Raw genomic sequence first — 17,669 nt, forward strand, 5'->3', positions numbered from 1 at the left:
ATGACTGGGCCCTTGCTGGAAATCGAAAGCTTAAAGGTAGAATTTCAGGCATCCGGCGGCACACTTGTGCCGATCGCGGATGTCTCCTTTGATATCGACCGAGGTGAGACGGTATGTCTGGTCGGTGAATCCGGCAGTGGCAAGACGATTACGTCCAAAGCTATCATGCGCTTGACCGATTTCGACCGGGGGCGCATCGCGGCGGGCAGTGTTAAGCTGGACGGCCAAGAGTTAACGACGCTCCCCCAGAATTTGCTGCGGGCTATTCGTGGTAAGAAAATCGCGATGATCTTTCAGGAGCCGATGGCGGCGTTCGATCCCGTCTTTACGATTGGTGCTCAGCTAGTGGAGACGATTCGTCGCCATGACAAGCGCAGTGTAAAGGAAGCCCGAATACATGCTGAGGAGTTGCTTCGCCGCGTTGGATTCCCGGAGCCGAAACTACGCCTGGCGCAATACCCGAATGAGCTATCCGGGGGGATGCTCCAACGGGCAATGATTGCCATGGCGCTCGCCTGCGGGCCGGAACTTCTAATCGCGGATGAGCCGACAACAGCGCTCGATGTCACGATTCAGGCGCAGATTCTAAAGCTACTGAACGAACTGAAGGCGGAATATGGAATGTCCATTCTGCTGATTACCCACGATCTCGGGATCGCCGCGGAGATGGCTGATCGGATGATCGTCATGTATGCCGGACGGATCGTAGAGCAGGCACCGGCAGCCCGCCTGTTTCAGCAGCCGCATCATCCTTATACTGCCGGGCTGCTGCGTTCCATCACGACGATGGACAGCGACCGCAGTGCGGCGCTGTATACTATTGAAGGAACGCCGCCCAATGTGGCGGAATTCCCTTCCGGCTGCCGGTTTCATCCCCGCTGCCCGCTAGCTACGGACCAATGCCGTACTGAGGTGCCGCCATTGGCTGGGGAGAACGGCCATGAAGCAGCCTGCTGGCATACGGATAAGCTTCTGAACGGTGAAGACATCGATCAGGTGGCGGACCGCCGGACAGTACTACTGGGTGCATGGGGGACGATAGCTGTGCCCCATAAAACGTCGTTCCCAAGCATCGCAGCTGAAGCGCTAACGAAGGCGCCACCGCTTTTTGAGGTTTCCGGATTAACGAAGCATTATCCGGTCAAAGGGCCCTTCGGCTTGACCAAGGCCGTCGTCCATGCTGTGGATGATGTTTCCTTCACGATTCGCAAAGGGGAGACCTTCGGGCTTGTCGGCGAATCCGGCAGTGGCAAATCGACGCTCGGGCGCGTCCTGATTCAACTGGAGCAGGCCAGTGCTGGCCGCGTCTTATTCAGCGGTGAGGATTTGACGGATATGAACGCTGCGAGGCGCCGTGATGTCCGCCGGGATATGCAGATGATTTTCCAGGATCCATATGGCTCGGTCAACCCAAGATGGACAATTGGTGAGACTATTGCTGAACCGTTAGTCGTGCATGAATCGCTGCCTGCTGCACAGCGGAAACAACGTGTGGAAGAGCTGCTGCAGTTAGTGGGTCTGAACCCGGCTTGGGCTGACCGCTACCCGCATGAATTTTCAGGCGGACAGCGCCAGCGGATCGGGATTGCCCGCGCAATTGCCTTACAGCCGAAGTTCGTGCTGGCAGACGAAGCTGTATCCGCACTTGACGTGTCGGTACAGGCCCAGATCGTCAACTTGATGCAGAATCTCCAGAGTACGCTTGGCCTAACCTATGTATTTATTGCGCACGGTCTTAACATCGTCCGCCATGTGTCGTCGCGGATCGGGGTTATGTATCTTGGTAAGCTGGTCGAGGTCGCGCCAGCAGATGAATTGTTCCAGCACCCGGCCCACCCCTACACAGCCGCGCTGATTGCGTCCATTCCTTGGCCGGATCCCAGTCGAAAAAGGGAGTTTGTCTCCATCCAAGGAGAAATCCCCTCGCCGATGTCTCCGCCGTCCGGCTGCAGATTTCATACGCGCTGTCCAGTGGCTACGGCAAGGTGCTGGGAAGAGGAGCCGAAGCTTGTCGACATCGGTAGTGGCCATGCGGCAGCCTGTCATTATCCGCTTTAATCCAATACCATTTTCATCATAAGGAGGCCATCTGAACATGAAATTCGCATTGATGAGCTTGCTGCTCAATACGCCTAACGCCCTGACAGGAGAATCATTCACTACACAGCAGAAATTCCAGAACGTGCTGAAGCAGGCGGTGCTGGCCGAGGAGCTTGGCTTTGACGCCTACGGCGTAGGCGAACGACATAGCGCGCCTTTTATCGCTTCATCGCCGCCGGTTATCCTTACTGCTATCGCTGCGAGAACTTCTCGTATTAGGCTGCTGACGACCGTTACGGTGCTTAGCGTACTCGACCCAGTCCGGGTGGCTGAGGATTATGCGACACTCGATCATCTTTCGGGCGGACGGATCGAGCTGATCATCGGCAAAGGCAACGACGCGAGCCATTACCCGCTCTTCGGTATTACTGAGGAAGAACAGTGGGAATCACTTGCAGAACGGTATGCACTATTAAAAAGGTTATGGAACGAGGAGAATGTTAGTTGGCAGGGGCGCTATCGCACTCCTCTAGAGAATGTCACGACACAGCCGCGGCCGTTCCAGCAGCCGATTCCGATCTGGCACGGGAGCGCCTCAAGCACGCATTCGACTGAACTGGCAGCCAAATACGGCGAGCCCCTGTTCTCCTCCAATACGATCCACCGCCAGTCCAAGTACACAGCGCTGATCGAGCATTACCGCGAGCGGTTGGCTTTTTACGGTCATGATCCCGCGAAGGCAGTCATCGGCTCAGGCGCGGGCGGCGCTATTTTCATAGCCAATACGACCGAAGAAGCGATCAAGAAATTCCGGCCTTATTATGATGCGTTCCACGGTAGACTAAAGGCGCCGCACGATCTGTCGCCTTTCCGGGATCTCGAAGACAATATCGAGAACGGTCCGATTCTGGTCGGCAGTGCCGAGCATGTGATTGAGAAAATACTTCGTTATAACAAGGCATTTGGCAACCAGGTGCTCAGTATCAGCGTGGACGGCTTGACGGAGTCTGAACAGCGCGAGCAGGCGGCACGTTTCGCCGAAGAGGTTGCTCCTACCCTGCGGCGTGAGATCAAGAGCTCGGTATGGAACGATGTGAACCCATCAGCGGAAAAGGAAGCCGTTCAGGAGCCTGCCGTATAGGCCGGTGAATGACGGGAATCTTTTAGCAGAACGAGATGAATCATGGACACGAAGGGTTTTCTGCACATTTTATAGAATTGTACTTTAATAAAATGTGTAGAAAGCAGGTCCCAAATTTGATTACTTTAGAAGTCGTTAGCGAACCAATGTCGCCAGAGAATATTGGAATTCAAACGTCAATGATGAACTCTCAGCCATCTTATAATCTTGTGGTTATGGGTAAAGCGTCATTAACGAATGAAGAGATATTGGAAGAGAATACGGATATACATAAGGATTATGAAGGTCAAGGGATCGGAAGACAAGTAGTGGAGTTAATAGAGTGTAACTTGCGGGAGGAGAACGTAGACAAGGTAAGACTTTGTGTTCAAAAGGGAAATGAAAGTGGAGCTCTATTCTGGAGCAAGAATGAATATATCATCATTAGCAGTAGTATGGATCACCGAGGTAATCCAATAGATATCTATGAAAAGAAACTCTAGAAAAATGTATAGCCCCATTGAGCTGCCGGATCTTAAATATCCGGGCAAAGCCAATGGGGCTATTCTGTCTTTTATAATATTTGCTCGAATTCAGCAAGCGGGCGTAACAGATTCTGCTTCACGATGCGGGCAGCGGTGTCTGAATCATGCTCTTCCAAAGCCTGAATAATTTGCTCATGTTCTTTCGCTGCGGCCAGCGTTTGGCCCAGAGGCTGTTTCAGGAAAAAGTATTTAAATCGACGGATATGGATTTGCAAGGAAGAACAGAAAGAAACAATGTAAGGATTATCGGCAGCTTCCATGATTAAGTTATGGAATTCTTCATCATATTCCAGTGCTTGATATAGATCTTTATCTTTGATGCACTGTGTGAACAAACGATTCAGCTCACGCAGTTGTTGGATTTGCTCAGGCTCAATCCGCTGGGCAGCCGTTTCGACAGCCAGGACATGAAGTACCCCAAGGGGGGCATACAGCTTATTGATATGATCCTTATCAATAGTGGTTACGCGTGTATCTTTGCCTGGAAACATCTGAACTAGTCCTTGTGCCTCAAGCAATTGCAGGGCTTCCCGCACCGGTGTTCTGCTCACACCAATTGCCGCGGCGAGCGCAGCATCGTTAAGCTTCTCATCCGGCTGCAGTGTACCTTCTATAATCCACTTCTTCAACTGGGATAATGCCAGGTCTTTGGCCGTGGAGCGGGTTGGTTTTGGATAATCGGAAGGAATAGGCATCATATTTCATCCTCTTTGTTGTAATGACAGATGTGTGCTAAGTAGCATCTCTGTCGGTTGGTTTTTAATATATCGCATACTGCAAGCGAAATCAATTCAAGAACCGTTCTTCTTTCAATGATCTCGCCAACGGACAGGGATTGTTTCTACCTCCGCTTGGTAACAATGATTGAGAGGAGGAATGAATAACATGCATGCTTATTTGGACATATTATTCCGGGCCGCACTTTCGATTTTTGCGCTTTTATTGGTAGCTAAGCTACTGGGAAAGCAGACGATCTCCAATATGACCTTTCATGATTTTGTGACTAGTATTACGCTGGGCTCCATTGCGGGAAATCTGGCGTTTAATGAATCGTTAAAAACATCGTATTTCCTGTTGGCACTTATTGTGGTCACCATCGTTTCCTTTTTGCTATCCTACATTGCTATGAAAAACCGCAAATTAAGAACCTGGATCTCGGGTTCTCCTACGGTACTGATCGAGAACGGGGAGATTCTTGAGAACAACATGAAGAAGCTAAGATATACACTCGATACCTTGGCTCAGGTATTGCGGGGCATGGGGATTTTCAATATGGAAGAGGTGGCTTATGCGGTGCTGGAAGATAACGGGACGGTGTCGGTAATGAAGAAAGAGGAGTACCAATTCGTCACGAAGAAGGATCTAAAGCTGCCTACGAAGACACAACATTTTCCGGTGGAATTCGTGATGGATGGCGTCATCATGGAGAAGAACCTGGAGAATCATGGGCTGACTACGGAATGGTTAGAAAAGCAAGTGAAGCGCAAGGGGAAACAGCTGTCGGATGTGTTCTACGCCGTAAGAGGCACGCGGCAGCAGCTCTTCTTTGATTTCTATGAGGATAATATTCAGAAACCGGTGGATAAGGAATAAGGCAAAATGAACGAAACGAAAGAGACAGTCTTGTATCCTAGTAGTATTAATACCCGTATAAACAGGCATCTGTCAGCAGCAATTCATACCCTGTATGATGTCAGTAGTTCGAATTAGAAAGGTGGAGAAAGCTTTGAAAAAAAGAACGCTTGGAAACAGCAACCTGGAGGTATCCGCGCTAGGTCTTGGTTGTATGGGCATGTCCGATTTCTATGCCGGGCGAGATGAAGCGGAATCCATCCGTACCATTCACCGGGCTTTGGAGCTTGGCATTACCCTGCTCGACACCGCAGATGTCTATGGTTTAGGCGAAAATGAAGAACTGCTCGGACGGGCTCTGAAAGGTCGTAGAGATGGGGTTATTTTAGCGACCAAGTTCGCCGCAGTAGTCGGGGAGAATGGCGCAGTTAGCGTCAACGGCCGCCCTGAATATGTAAAGGCTGCATGTGATGCCAGTCTAAAACGTCTCGGTGTCGATCATATAGATCTCTACTATCAGCATAGAGTTGATCCGGATACACCAATTGAAGAAACTGTAGGAGCAATGGCCGATCTTGTCAAAGCAGGCAAGGTTCGTTATCTCGGGTTGTCGGAAGCATCCCCCGATCTTATTCGCCGTGGACATGCCGTTCATCCAATCACAGCATTGCAGACTGAATATTCGCTGTGGGATCGCGATGTCGAGGAGTCCATTCTGCCGACATGCCGCGAGCTAGGAATCGGTTTTGTACCGTATAGCCCACTCGGCCGCGGTTTCCTGACTGGACAAATTCAGCGCTATGAGGATCTCGAACCAGACGATTACCGTCGCACTTCTCCAAGATTCCAAGGCGAGAACTTCCAAAAGAATCTCGATCTTGTGACCAAGATCAAGGATCTCGCAACTGAGAAAGACTGCAAGCCGTCGCAACTAGCCTTAGCTTGGCTACTCGCTCAGGGAGAGAATATCGTGCCGATTCCAGGAACGAAACGCACGGTTTATCTCGAAGAGAATCTGGGTGCACTGGACGTTGTACTGACACAAGATGACCTTGCCCAGATCGAAGCGATTGCTCCGCAAGGCATTGTCTCCGGTTCTCGCTACTAAGGTTAGGTACAAATATTAGGAGCTGTCTCATCGCATCTTTGTATGCGGTGAGACAGCTCCTTTTGCTGTTCTCACAGAGCGCTGTCTTATTGCCGGCGTTCTTAAGTTTGCTCTGGTCGGTTCATCATTCACGTTTTTTGCTTTTGAAAAAGCATTCGTATATACTACTACCATCCTTAGCTTAGTTAGTTACAGGAGCGCATTTTGGCACCGAAGTTACTACGTACTGAAAGGCTGGTGGGCTTTGAATGAAACATACAAAGCAGCGTCATCACGAGCTTGGGGACTTTCTTAAAACCCGCCGGGCAAAAATTTCCCCCGAGCAAGTAGGGCTGCCCGCAGGAATACGCCGTCGTACGCCGGGACTTCGCCGGGAAGAGGTTGCTTCTCTGGCGGGAATCGGTGTAACCTGGTACACCTAGCTAGAACAGGGACGTCCGATTCAGGTGTCCATACAAATATTGGAGAGCTTGTCCAGAGTGTTGATGCTCAACCGTCAGGAGATTGTGCACCTGTATGCTCTTGCTCAACATGTTCCTCCTTCCTACTATCCCAGCCCTGAAAAGGTCAAGCCAATGCATCAACATGTATTAGATAATCTAATGGAATCGCCAGCCATGATCGTGGACAACCGCTGGAATGTTATTGCCTGGAATCGGGCAGCGGCGCTTGTATTCTGCGATTTCAGCCAATTAGAGTGCAGCAAGCGCAACCTGATGCGAGTTATGTTCACTGATAAACATTTTGCCGGCCTATTTCCTGATTGGGAGATCAGTGCCCAGACGATGCTGGGCAAATTCCGAGCCGATTGCAGCCAATATATTGAAGATCCATGGATTACGCAATTTGTACATGAGCTTAGATCGATAAGCAAGGAGTTTGATCAATGGTGGCCTATGCACCGGATCGACAAAGACCGGGATATGTACAAATTGCTGCATCATCGCCTGGTGGGACAGCTTAATTTTGAGATTACAAGCTTTCTTATATCGGAAAATACAAACCTGAAGATGTATGTCAACACACCGAAGAATGGTACGGATACAAGGCAAAAGCTGAAGCAACTGCTGGAAGCAGACGTCGCTGTTAGTGAGCCGGTTCTTGTGCATCCATGAGTATTTCAATAATAAGCCCAGACTGGATTAATGGTGTAACACGGGTAATGGTGGTAAATAGATGAATATGTAAATAGCCAGGGCACTCTTCGGGGTGGCCTGGCTATTTGTGCGTAGCGGGGCAAGCGTATATTACTGTGATCCAAGCCATATAATGATAGGGCAGACTGTGCAAGCTTGTCCACGCTGGAGAGTGCTGTGCTGGAAATGGTATACTTCTAGGTAGATACTGGAGTTTCTCACAGGAGGGCATGGAAGATGAGCGATGAGTTGCTGGAACAACTGGAAACGTGGCATGAGGAAGATGAATTTCAAGAAATCGTAGATGCGATTATGGAGATTCCTGAAGAAGACCGGGATTATGAGTTAACCAGTCATTTGGGCAGAGCGTTGAATAATTTGGGCCAATACGAAGAGGCGCTTGAGCAGTTTGAGAAGATTAGTGAGGAAGGACTGGAGGATGCGCTCTGGCATTACCGGGTTGGCGTGTCTCATTATTATCTCAAGCAGTATGACGAAGCTCGGCAAGCCTTTGAAGCAGCCGATAAGCTGGAACCTGAAGATGAGGATACCTTGGAGTTCCTGGAATGGATTCGGGAAAAGACCGCGAAGAAGCCGGCCACAACACCTGCGAAGAGTTCGTATAAGCCGGTTGATGCCTCAAATTTTTGGGATGACAGCGAGGCTGCCCTGCAAGAATATGTATCTGAGCCGCCGACAGACGACCTGATTGATGCTGTGGAAGAGCAATTGGTCTTCAAGCTGCCTCCATCCTATGTTGCTTTGATGAAATTACATAACGGCGGTATTCCTAACCATACGAGCTACCCCACAACAGAAGGAAAGTTCATTACGATCGCTGGTATTCGTGGAATTGGACGGGACAAGCCTACTTCATTGTGTGGAGCAGCAGGCAGCCGCTTTGTGATTGAAAATGAGGGTTATCCGGAGATTGGCGTAGTCATTGGCGACAGTCTTGCTCCAACACAAGGGGTGATTATGCTGGACTATCGTTCATCCGGCAATGTCGGCGAACCGGAAGTCGTCCATGTCAGCCAAGAGAAGGATCATAAGATTACAGAGCTAGCGCCTAACTTCGAGACCTTTATCCGTGGGTTGGTGAGTGAAGAGGTTAGCGTGACCGAGTAAGATAATCGTTCTAAAACAAACGAGCCACTAGAATAATTCTAGGGCTCGTTTTGTATATTATCGGGACTTTTCAGATGTTAACCGGCTGCCCAGACATCCAATTCAATTTTTAATTCAGGCAACCCTAAGCCTTGTATATAGGCAACCGTCATGGACGGCGATGTGGGTCCAAATACAGCGTTCCATTTTTCATAGAAATGATCCCAATCAATCTCTTCAGTCGCCCAGATGTTTATTTTAATGACATGATCGGGCGTCAGTTGTTGAGAAGACAAGATGGCGACGATATTGTTCATGGTATTTGTGACTTGTTCATTAAAATCGGCGGAAATATGATTGTCCTGATCGATGCCAATTTGGCCGGAGAAGACGTACAGCTCTGCATTTCGGTCTATTTTAGTGACATGACTGTAGTTTCCAACAGGCTTCGCGATCATTTCGGGGTTATATCGTTGAACTGGAATTTGTTTAATATTCATTGGGTGTAGGTCTCCTTATAAATGGAAAATACATAATGGTTTACGATTATATACTTTCACCGTTTTTTTATAGAATGCTAGCGATCTAGACAGACTTGTCCCGTCAATCTTGATTCTAGAAAAAAACAGCCGTAGAATACCCGATACCAGAGGATAAAGTTTTAATCGCTCTCTTTTTCATCAGGTACTCCTCCCTCATGTTTATAAGTAACTTACCGCTTAATAGTAACATAAGCAGATAAGAAGCACAAAAATGGATGTCAGCTAGCGTCGGGCTACTTGTTGAGAAACTTTACTGTGAAGCTTATCACGGATGAGATACCCTAATCTCTTTACTGTGAGAATCATTATCAATATAATGTAGAGAAACCGTAGTTGTACGGCTGAGGGGATGGTGCACTGCGATGAACTTGGAAGAGCATATTATGCTGTGGAACCATGCTTCGGTGAAAATAATGGATGTACGGTATATACTGCTGGAGCAGGGGGAAACGTCGCTGGAGTACTCCCTTCCGGCTAGTACTTTTGTATATGTTGTTAGCGGCCGTGCAACAATTTGGCTGGATAATTCAATGTATAGCGTGAATCGGTTCCATGTTCTGCATGGAGGGAAAGGCTCGCGTCTTGACATCGTAGTTGAAGACCAGCTTGAATATTATTTGGTATTATACAAGGCTGGGCTGACATGGCCAGCTACTCCGGAACAATCACGGCTGATGGGGCCAAACAAACCGTTTCAGCTTCAGTATTCATTCGTACCGTTATATCCGCTCTCACTGCTCGACCAGGTGGAACTTATGTTTCAAGAGTGGATGAAGTCTGCGCCGTTGGAAAGGTTACATACAAGAACGCTGTTCTATCAATTCGTATACGAACTGTTAAGCCAGATGCAGCAGCAGGGCATCGAACCTATGCGTCCTGACCTGGTGGCACAGGCACTCCGATTCATGAATGACCGCTATATGGAGCCTATAACACTGGAGGTGATAGCGGACCTTTTAGATTGCAGCACGAGATATTTGACTAAGCTGTTCAAAAGCAAAATGAAGGAAAGTCCGATTCGCCTTCTCACACAAATTCGCATGAACAAGGCTGCGCAGCTATTAATAGATTCAGAAGGTACCCTGCAAGAGATTGCTCAGCATGTAGGTTACCCTGACGCACATTCACTAAGCCGCAGCTTCAAGAAGCATTATGGTGTGACGCCTGCACTCTTCAGAACGAAGGAACGCAGTGAACATTTAGTTCCCAAATTGCCCTTTAACGTTTCCCGATCTGCCATTGTGCCGGGCATTCCGATTCGATATATTGATAATGAATATGAGAATAATTATCAATTGTATGGAAAAGGGGATATACATATGTACAAACAATACAAATCAGCCTCTATGGCGACAGCAACATTGCTGTTATGTATGATGTTGTTGCTTAGTGCCTGTTCAAGTGGCAGCTCGAGTACGGGAAATAGCACTTCTGGCACAGGAGGTACTGCAGTATCAGGTCAGAGTTCTAATAATGCATCTTCAGCGCAGTCGTCCCAAGCGGCTTTAACCAGAAACTATACGGACAGTCAAGGAACTGTGGTCATTCCGGCCAATCCACAGCGGATAGTAGATCTGACAGGTAGTTTTACCGGTAATTTACTAGCATTAGGTGTCAAACCGGTGGGGGCACAAAGTGATGCTTTAAAGAATCCCTTCCTGAAAGGCTTGGTGGACGGGGTCGAAGCTGTTGGTGACACATTCTCGCCAGAGAAAATCCTGAGCCTGCAGCCTGATCTTATTATTGTAGTCGCTGCCGATGTGATGGAGCCGACCTTTAAAGAGTTGGACAAGATCGCGCCGGTCGTTCGTCTAGAATATGGAAAGTATTCTTACAAAGATCTGATGCTTGAATACGGGAAGCTTGCAGGCAAGGAGCAGGCCGCAGAGGACTGGGTCAAAGAGTGGGACCGGAAAATCAATGAATACAAGCCGCAAATAAAGGAGATCGTAGGCGACAGAACAGTTTCCATCCTGCAGCCGTATGCCAAGGGGCTTTATGCATTTGGTGATTTCTATGCCAGAGGCGGTGAGATTCTGTACGGAGAGCTTGGCTTGAAGGCTCCTAAGATTATTCAAGAGGAAGCCCTGGACAAACATGAAGGAGTGCTTGACCTGTCTCTGGAGCAGCTGCCGGAATATGCTGGTGATTTTATCTTTACGAGTAACTGGGGATGGGATGACGGTGACCCGGATGTGGTGTATGGCAGCCCCTTATGGAAAGGTCTTCCCGCTGTAAAAGAGAACCATGTGTTTTTTATGAATGCCAAAGGTTCTTATTATAATGATGCTGTATCTATGGAAGCTCATCTGGACTTTATTATCAAGAGCTTCCTTGGACAAGCGTAAGAATAGGCTTAAAGGTTATATATAACGGTTAGATCTGGGGCGCCCATTGGGCGCTCTTATTTTTTGCCAAAAAAGGTTTGTGTGGAAGGGAGCTTGACTTAGTATTTTAGTTATAACTATTATAGTTATAACATAATTAATTACAACAAAACAAACTTATTTGGAGGAGAAACCATGAAAATCACGGATCATTTTATCCCTGTATTTGTGAGTAACTTAGAAGAGGCCGTACAATATTACGAAAGGCTGGTGGGAAATCCTTCAGATAGAAACTGGACGATTCCGGAAGCAGGACTCAGTTTGGCAACTGTGTATCCCTATGTGATCGTTGCGGGCACGGATGAGGCGCTACAGCCTGCGAGACATCTGCGATCTGTTGTATATGTAGACTCTATGGACGAGCTTAAAGCCCTGCTCAAGAAGGAAGGAACGATCATTATCCGTGATCAACATGGACCTATTGGGCCGAGCATATTTGTGGAGCACCCTGATGGAACTTTTATTGAATATGTTGAACCTGAAGGAAAATAAATACCCCGTAAATAAAAAAACAGCCTGAATTCGGAATGACTTCACGACCGAATTCAGGCTGTTGTCTTTTATGGTAACCCTGAGACTATGAGCTTTCTAAGGCTCTTTGCTCAAGCTCAGTAACGATTTGCGCTAAGGAGACAGAAGATAAGCTTTGTTCCAGTGCTAACTGCGCTTGTACCATCTCGGGATGGAGGACCTCTTCAATATGTTTTCCGACTGAACAGTCCATGGCCGGGGATTTATGAAACTTGAATAAATCACCGCCATCTGCTGCCTCCACGGCTCTATAGATATCAAGAAGTGTAATTTCATCTGCACTTTTCAATAGGGATGCGCCACCAACCCCGGCCTTAACTTGTATAAAACCAGCTTTTTTTAATTGAGCAATGATTTTACGGATAATGACGGGATTACTGTTCACGCTTCGGGCAATGTAATCGCCTGTACATTCAGAAGGCTTCAAAGCAATCATGGACATGGTATGCACAGCAATGGAGAATCGGCTGCTAATTTGTTTCATCGGATCACCCTCTTTGTTGTAAATCAGTATAGTTCTAGCAGAGGGTGAGGTCAAGCTGAGTAACGATGCCTGATGGTAAGCATGCTGAATTGAGTCTCTCAAGCTCAGCGCGGATTTATTTTCACCTGCGAGCCTTTGCCGCCAGTCTGAATACCGGTGTCTTTTACGCCGGCTTCCTTCAGATCAGCGACTAGCCGCTCGATCACGCTTTTGGCCGCGGCAGCTTCCTTCGCACCGGAGGCCTTTACGACTAATTGCACCGGCTTACCGGAACGCAGATGCTTATCGGCCTGGCGTAGCTTGGTGTCATAATCATGACCTTCAATATGAGCAGTGAAGCGAAGTTCCTTAACTTTCTCTTTGCTGCTCTTCCCGGAAGCTCGGCCAGCATCTGCTTTGCGTGCCGCTGATGATTCCTTCTGCGCGGCAGCTTTAGCTTTTCCTTTTGCCATCAGGCTACAGGGCGGGGGACTGCTCATCAGCGAGGTGCAGACTAGATCCGCCCCTGCTGAACGCGCCATAGCTAGCGCCTCCTTTGTGGAAATTACACCAAACTTTTCCCCACGGAGCCCTGTCAGGTCGACCTCGGACACCCGTATTTGTTCATTGATGAATACTGCCATATCAATTGAAGCCTCCCTTATGTACTAAAATGATCCGGAATCTCAAACGACACCGTTGTTCCTTCATCGGGCATACTGTCAATGGACAATCCTTGTCCATACAATTGTGCTAATCGCCGATTTGTATTCGCGAGTCCAATTCCATGCTTCCCTTTCAAGGTTGGACTCAGCAGCTGACTCACACTGTCCTGATCCATGCCCCTGCCATTATCGTTGACTTCAAGTACTGTGGAGTGATCCAACCGGGAAATCCGAATACGAACCGTCCCACCTTTATGCCTGCTGAGCAGCCCATGCTTCACAGCATTTTCCACCAGTGGCTGTATGGACAGCGGAGGTACACGCAAGCCACTGATGTCTGGGGCAACATCCCATTCCACCTGTAATCGATCACCAAAGCGTTCCTGTTCGATATGCAAATAAGCTGTAACCAGCTCTAGCTCATGGGAGAGCTCAACCAATTCTCCTGTGTTTAGAAAATCAAAGCTGATACGTAAGAAGGACGTGAACGCCCCCACCAGTTGTTGCATCCTTTGTGTATCGAGATCGCCCAGGGCCATAATCGAATTAAGGGTATTGAATAGAAAATGTGGATGAATCTGCGCTTGCAGATAAGCAGCTTCTATACGCACACGTTCATTGATGGATTGCTTCAGCTCCGTGAGCGCTCTAATCCGGTATTTGAGCTCGACCGCATCGACTGGTTTGGTGACATAATCGTTAGCCCCGGACATGAATCCGGTGTAGATATCGGCGGGCTGACTACGTGCGGTCAGCAGCAGAACCGGAAGCTCGGATAAGGAGTAATGCTCCCGCACCTTCTGTGTTAACTCGTAGCCGGACATGTGCGGCATCATTACATCCGCAATCAGCAGATCCCATTGTTCCTTGTCCAGAAGTTCCAACACCTCACGTGCTGAGTTTGCTGTGGTGATGGTATAGGGCTCTGTCGAAAGAATCCCCATGAGTACATTCAGATTCACGGGATCATCATCCACCGCCAGAATGTTAATTTTCTTCTTGGTCAGCAGAGGCGGAATCTGTATAGGGATCTCCAGCCCGTTCCATTCATTTTCCGGAAAAATCCACCCTGCTAATTGCTCCTGAGCCGCATCCGTAATCGGGTAAAGCGCAGAGGCAGGTGTGACCGCCTGTTGACTGAATGAGTCCGCAAGGGGCAGATCAAAGCTGAATACGGAGCCTTTTCCAATCTTGGAGCGAACTGTCAGAGTGCCTCCATGCAATTCTACCAACTGTGTGCATATGCTTAGGCCAAGCCCGATCCCTCTTCCATCGCTAATCCCATGAGCGCCTTGCTCATACGGAAGGAATATCCGTGCCTGGGTCTCCTTGTTCATGCCCACACCCGTATCCGAGATATGGATTAGCGCCCGCCCATTCTGCACTTCTGTTGAAATAGAGATCATGCCTTCCTCCGTGTATTTGAGGGCATTGTGAACCAGATTATATAGCACTTGCACCAATCGTTTCTCATCGGCGAGAACGGGAGGTGTGGTGTCTGGAAGATTCATGGTCAATTGCACCGGCTTGCCTTCAATCATAAATTTAAGCATACCAATTACGCCAGGAACCACGGATTGGATCTGTAAAGGCTCCTGGTGTAGGGTAATGCGATGCTCTTGAAGACGAGCGACATCCAGCAGATCGCCAAGCATATGAGACATACGGCGGCTGATGGTGATCAGCAGTTCCATATCCTTTCGGCTGCTCTCGTACAGCTTCTCGTTTTCTTTGGTGACCACGTTTTGCGCAATGTTCATAATGCCGTGCAGTGGTGTTCTCAGCTCATGTGAAGTATTAGCGAGAAATTGATCCTTTAGCTTGTCCGCTTTCTTGAGCTGTTCGTTGAGCTGGGCATTTTCCTTAGCATTCTGAAAGTATTTCTTGAACCAATAGGCAGAGAAGCCCACAATCGCGGCAATGATATCTATCGGATAGTAGACGAGTACGGAGCCCCATATGTTCCAGAGCAGATTAGAAATAATACCGGCTGCCGATAGCAGCATGAAGACAACATCCTTGTCCTTCTGCTTTCTGAAGAGCATAATTCCCATGATATAGATGAGCCAGACAAATGGTGAAAAAAGAAAGAAGTTAAACACGCCTAAGTGGATGGACTCACTCACCCATGGAGCTGGCGACACCAGCAAGAATGTTGTGTATAACGAAATTGCAGCGGTGAACACGTATACCAATTTGTTGTTCGTAGGTGCCGCAATAAACTTCCTGAACACAAGCATGATAAAAAAGAGCTGCCACATGGAAGAGATTAATCGGATCTTTAAGGTCCATGTGTAATTGAACGGCGTTAATAGAAAAAGCACGCTGTCATTACGGAACAGAATGATCACTGCTACGGATAACGTCATTAGCCCAACAAGAAGCAAGACCCGTTCTTCAGGACTAAACAAGTAGAGAATAAAGACATACAAGACATGCAGCAGCAAGATAATCACTGTAAGAGTTTGAAACCCCATAGAAATAAAGCGCACGCTGTCCACTTTGTTCTGACTGCCAAAGAAAACCGGGCCTTCTATGCCGCCCTTGTAAGGATGATCAAAGTTTGCTCCACGAATAAGCACTTCAATTTCTGTTGTGCCTTCTGCAAAGTAGGGGGCAGCGTAAGAGTTCGTTTTGGGCTTGTACGCCGTATCCGATATAGAAAGGTTACCGGCATGGGCCGAATCGACCCCGTTGATTTCCACCGCGGACGAGGATTGAATTTGTTTGATCCACAAAGAAACGGGCTGACGCAGCGGATCAACCAGAATGCGTAATTGATAGGTTCCGTAACCATAAGAAGAACCCTGTCTATTCGCCAGCGCCTCGCTCCAGTCTCCCGGGACCTTAAGCGTATGTGATTGATCTTGAAGTGCCGCAATGTCCTTATGGTGGACGAACTTGGAAGGATAGAACTTCCATTCACCATTCAGCTTGAAAAGGTCCGCCTTCTCGAGGTCTTGGCCGCGCAGATCCAGTACGCCATTGACCACAGGAGGAGATTCGGACGTCGTAAAGATACTCAACCAGGCCAATCGCAGACCAAAGAGAACGGTGATAAATATTAGAATAGTGGCTATATTTTTCAGAACGGTATTCTTTCTCATGTACATCATTATAACAAGAATTCGATATAGCGGACCTATTTCCCCAAACGATTATGCGAACTGATGGTGAAAAAAGAATGGGAATGGCTGATGATTTAATCAGATGACGAACAGATCAGGAATTTATTTTCCCGTGCCGAGCTGGACTGAAGTCAACGTCCTCCAAAAATTCGATGATCTCTCCGTTGGGGCTATGAATGACCGCGTTTTTCACGATGAGGGGTGGTTCACCAAGCGAGAGGACACCCGTTTCTACATAAGCCTTTGCGCCATGAGCCAGGGCTTTTTGATAGATGGCCTCCACATTCTCCACATAGAATGCAAAATGCAGCAATGCACCATGAGCGATCTCTTCTTCGGAGGTTGCTTTTTTGCCTTGGGCGGGAATGACGGCTTCGTTGTCAAAAACCTCGATACATGTCCGTTGATCCGGAGAGATCAGCATGGAAGCTTCTTTGAGCTGAAAGGCTGGCAGACTCCAATGATGCCCCACCTGGAATCCTAGCACCTCTGTATAAAAGGCGATAGTTGCTGTATAATCCTTGGCTTGAATAGCCACATGGGCAAGTCCTTTGATGCTCATCTATCATCACTCCAATTCATAAGATGAGTTAGATTATAGTGAATTCAAGACACAGAATACATGTGTAGAATAAGTATTTTCTGGTGTAGTAGTTACTAAATATAAGGTATTATAGCTGATAAGAATTATTATAATAGCCCTGACCTGGAGGTCCCACATATGGAACATATCGTTGATGAAATTGATAAAAAGATCATGCAACTGTTACAGTACAATGCGAGAATGCCCATTTCTCAAATCAGCAAAGAGGTATCCATGTCCCAACCGTCTGTGAAGGAAAGAATTGTGAAATTGGAAGAGAGGAATATCATCTCCGGGTACACAGCGTCCTTTGAATTGCGCGAACTGAACCGGGGTACGACTACATTTATCCTTTTGAAGACTGAGCATTGCCAGGAACTTGTGGATTTTTGCACCGGAGCCAGGGAAGTGACTGATCTGTTCCGCATCAGTGGGGAATATAACTATTTGTTGAAGGTTCAGACCGCATCGGTGGAAGAACTGGCTGAGTTTCAAGATTCACTAATCAAGCTGGGACCCTCCAAGTCGCATATCAGTCTAAAAAATATTTTAGAGAACCGAATCCTGCTTTAACTGAATCTAACAGAAGGATTCTTTCTATTTCTTTTTTTGAGAGCGCTTCTCCCATCATTTTCCCGTCATTGGCGAGGGGTATAATGTATAATAATTTTAGGTAGAACTGCGCTGAATTATCCTGTCCAATATGCATTAAGATATTTGGAAGGGGCACTGTTCTAGATTA

Annotated in this window: 17 protein-coding genes; 11 read left to right on the forward strand and 6 right to left on the reverse strand. The window is 47.8% G+C overall.

Annotation, left to right across the window (positions count from 1 at the left end; genetic code table 11):
* The 3 genes from ACFVRY_RS22560 (at position 1) to ACFVRY_RS22570 (ending at position 3,663) form a co-directional block, all read left to right on the forward strand.
* Positions 1-2,058, forward strand: coding sequence for an ABC transporter ATP-binding protein (locus ACFVRY_RS22560; protein ID WP_387502550.1), 2,058 nt, complete (start codon positions 1-3; stop codon positions 2,056-2,058).
* A gap of 37 nt (positions 2,059-2,095) precedes the next feature.
* Positions 2,096-3,181 (forward strand): LLM class flavin-dependent oxidoreductase, encoded by a 1,086-nt coding sequence (locus ACFVRY_RS22565; RefSeq protein WP_387502551.1) that lies wholly within the window; start codon positions 2,096-2,098, stop codon positions 3,179-3,181.
* Positions 3,182-3,297: 116 nt separating this feature from the next.
* Positions 3,298-3,663, forward strand: coding sequence for a GNAT family N-acetyltransferase (locus ACFVRY_RS22570; protein WP_387502552.1), 366 nt, complete (start codon positions 3,298-3,300; stop codon positions 3,661-3,663).
* 71 nt (positions 3,664-3,734) lie between these two features.
* Here ACFVRY_RS22570 and ACFVRY_RS22575 read toward each other — a convergent pair whose 3' ends face one another.
* Entirely contained in the window at positions 3,735-4,403 is a 669-nt protein-coding gene (locus tag ACFVRY_RS22575; protein WP_387502553.1) for a GntR family transcriptional regulator, read from the reverse strand.
* Positions 4,404-4,590: 187 nt separating this feature from the next.
* On the opposite strand from ACFVRY_RS22575, the gene ACFVRY_RS22580 reads away from it, so the two are divergent.
* The 5 genes from ACFVRY_RS22580 to ACFVRY_RS22600 all read left to right on the forward strand — a co-directional run bounded on the left by ACFVRY_RS22580 (position 4,591) and on the right by ACFVRY_RS22600 (position 8,649).
* Positions 4,591-5,298 (forward strand): DUF421 domain-containing protein, encoded by a 708-nt coding sequence (locus tag ACFVRY_RS22580; RefSeq protein WP_387502554.1) that lies wholly within the window; start codon positions 4,591-4,593, stop codon positions 5,296-5,298.
* 133 nt (positions 5,299-5,431) lie between these two features.
* The gene (locus ACFVRY_RS22585; protein ID WP_387502555.1) at positions 5,432-6,385 is read left to right on the forward strand and encodes an aldo/keto reductase; all 954 of its coding nucleotides are present in this window, start codon (positions 5,432-5,434) and stop codon (positions 6,383-6,385) included.
* Between the two features lie 248 nt (positions 6,386-6,633).
* Complete coding sequence (locus ACFVRY_RS22590) at positions 6,634-6,807, forward strand: hypothetical protein (RefSeq protein ID WP_387502556.1); 174 nt, start codon at positions 6,634-6,636, stop codon at positions 6,805-6,807.
* 24 nt (positions 6,808-6,831) lie between these two features.
* Positions 6,832-7,500 (forward strand): MmyB family transcriptional regulator, encoded by a 669-nt coding sequence (locus ACFVRY_RS22595; protein ID WP_387502557.1) that lies wholly within the window; start codon positions 6,832-6,834, stop codon positions 7,498-7,500.
* Between the two features lie 258 nt (positions 7,501-7,758).
* Positions 7,759-8,649, forward strand: coding sequence for an SMI1/KNR4 family protein (locus ACFVRY_RS22600; protein ID WP_387502558.1), 891 nt, complete (start codon positions 7,759-7,761; stop codon positions 8,647-8,649).
* Between the two features lie 77 nt (positions 8,650-8,726).
* Here the strand turns inward: ACFVRY_RS22600 and ACFVRY_RS22605 are convergent, their stop codons facing one another.
* Positions 8,727-9,128, reverse strand: a complete 402-nt coding sequence (locus ACFVRY_RS22605; protein ID WP_387502559.1) for a RidA family protein — start codon at positions 9,126-9,128, stop codon at positions 8,727-8,729.
* A gap of 404 nt (positions 9,129-9,532) precedes the next feature.
* Between ACFVRY_RS22605 and ACFVRY_RS22610 the strand changes: the two genes are divergently transcribed.
* Entirely contained in the window at positions 9,533-11,518 is a 1,986-nt protein-coding gene (locus ACFVRY_RS22610) for an ABC transporter substrate-binding protein (RefSeq protein ID WP_387502560.1), read from the forward strand.
* A gap of 174 nt (positions 11,519-11,692) precedes the next feature.
* Positions 11,693-12,049 (forward strand): VOC family protein, encoded by a 357-nt coding sequence (locus tag ACFVRY_RS22615; protein WP_387502561.1) that lies wholly within the window; start codon positions 11,693-11,695, stop codon positions 12,047-12,049.
* A gap of 85 nt (positions 12,050-12,134) precedes the next feature.
* Here the strand turns inward: ACFVRY_RS22615 and ACFVRY_RS22620 are convergent, their stop codons facing one another.
* The 4 genes from ACFVRY_RS22620 to ACFVRY_RS22635 all read right to left on the reverse strand — a co-directional run bounded on the left by ACFVRY_RS22620 (position 12,135) and on the right by ACFVRY_RS22635 (position 16,906).
* Positions 12,135-12,572: an Rrf2 family transcriptional regulator gene (locus tag ACFVRY_RS22620; protein ID WP_387502562.1), complete on the reverse strand. Its 438-nt coding sequence runs from the start codon at positions 12,570-12,572 to the stop codon at positions 12,135-12,137.
* A gap of 104 nt (positions 12,573-12,676) precedes the next feature.
* On the reverse strand, positions 12,677-13,195 hold the full coding sequence (gene infC, locus ACFVRY_RS22625; RefSeq protein ID WP_387502563.1) for a translation initiation factor IF-3: 519 nt from the start codon (positions 13,193-13,195) through the stop codon (positions 12,677-12,679).
* A 17-nt stretch (positions 13,196-13,212) separates the two neighbouring features.
* Positions 13,213-16,323, reverse strand: a complete 3,111-nt coding sequence (locus ACFVRY_RS22630) for an ATP-binding protein (RefSeq protein WP_387502564.1) — start codon at positions 16,321-16,323, stop codon at positions 13,213-13,215.
* A 115-nt stretch (positions 16,324-16,438) separates the two neighbouring features.
* Positions 16,439-16,906: a VOC family protein gene (locus ACFVRY_RS22635; protein WP_387502565.1), complete on the reverse strand. Its 468-nt coding sequence runs from the start codon at positions 16,904-16,906 to the stop codon at positions 16,439-16,441.
* 159 nt (positions 16,907-17,065) lie between these two features.
* Here ACFVRY_RS22635 and ACFVRY_RS22640 point away from each other — a divergent pair, with 159 nt between their 5' ends.
* Complete coding sequence (locus tag ACFVRY_RS22640; protein ID WP_387502566.1) at positions 17,066-17,500, forward strand: Lrp/AsnC family transcriptional regulator; 435 nt, start codon at positions 17,066-17,068, stop codon at positions 17,498-17,500.
* Positions 17,501-17,669 lie beyond the last annotated feature (169 nt).

Origin of the sequence: Paenibacillus sp. NPDC057934, assembly GCF_042887565.1 — a bacterium.
GTDB lineage: Bacteria > Bacillota > Bacilli > Paenibacillales > Paenibacillaceae > Paenibacillus_AQ.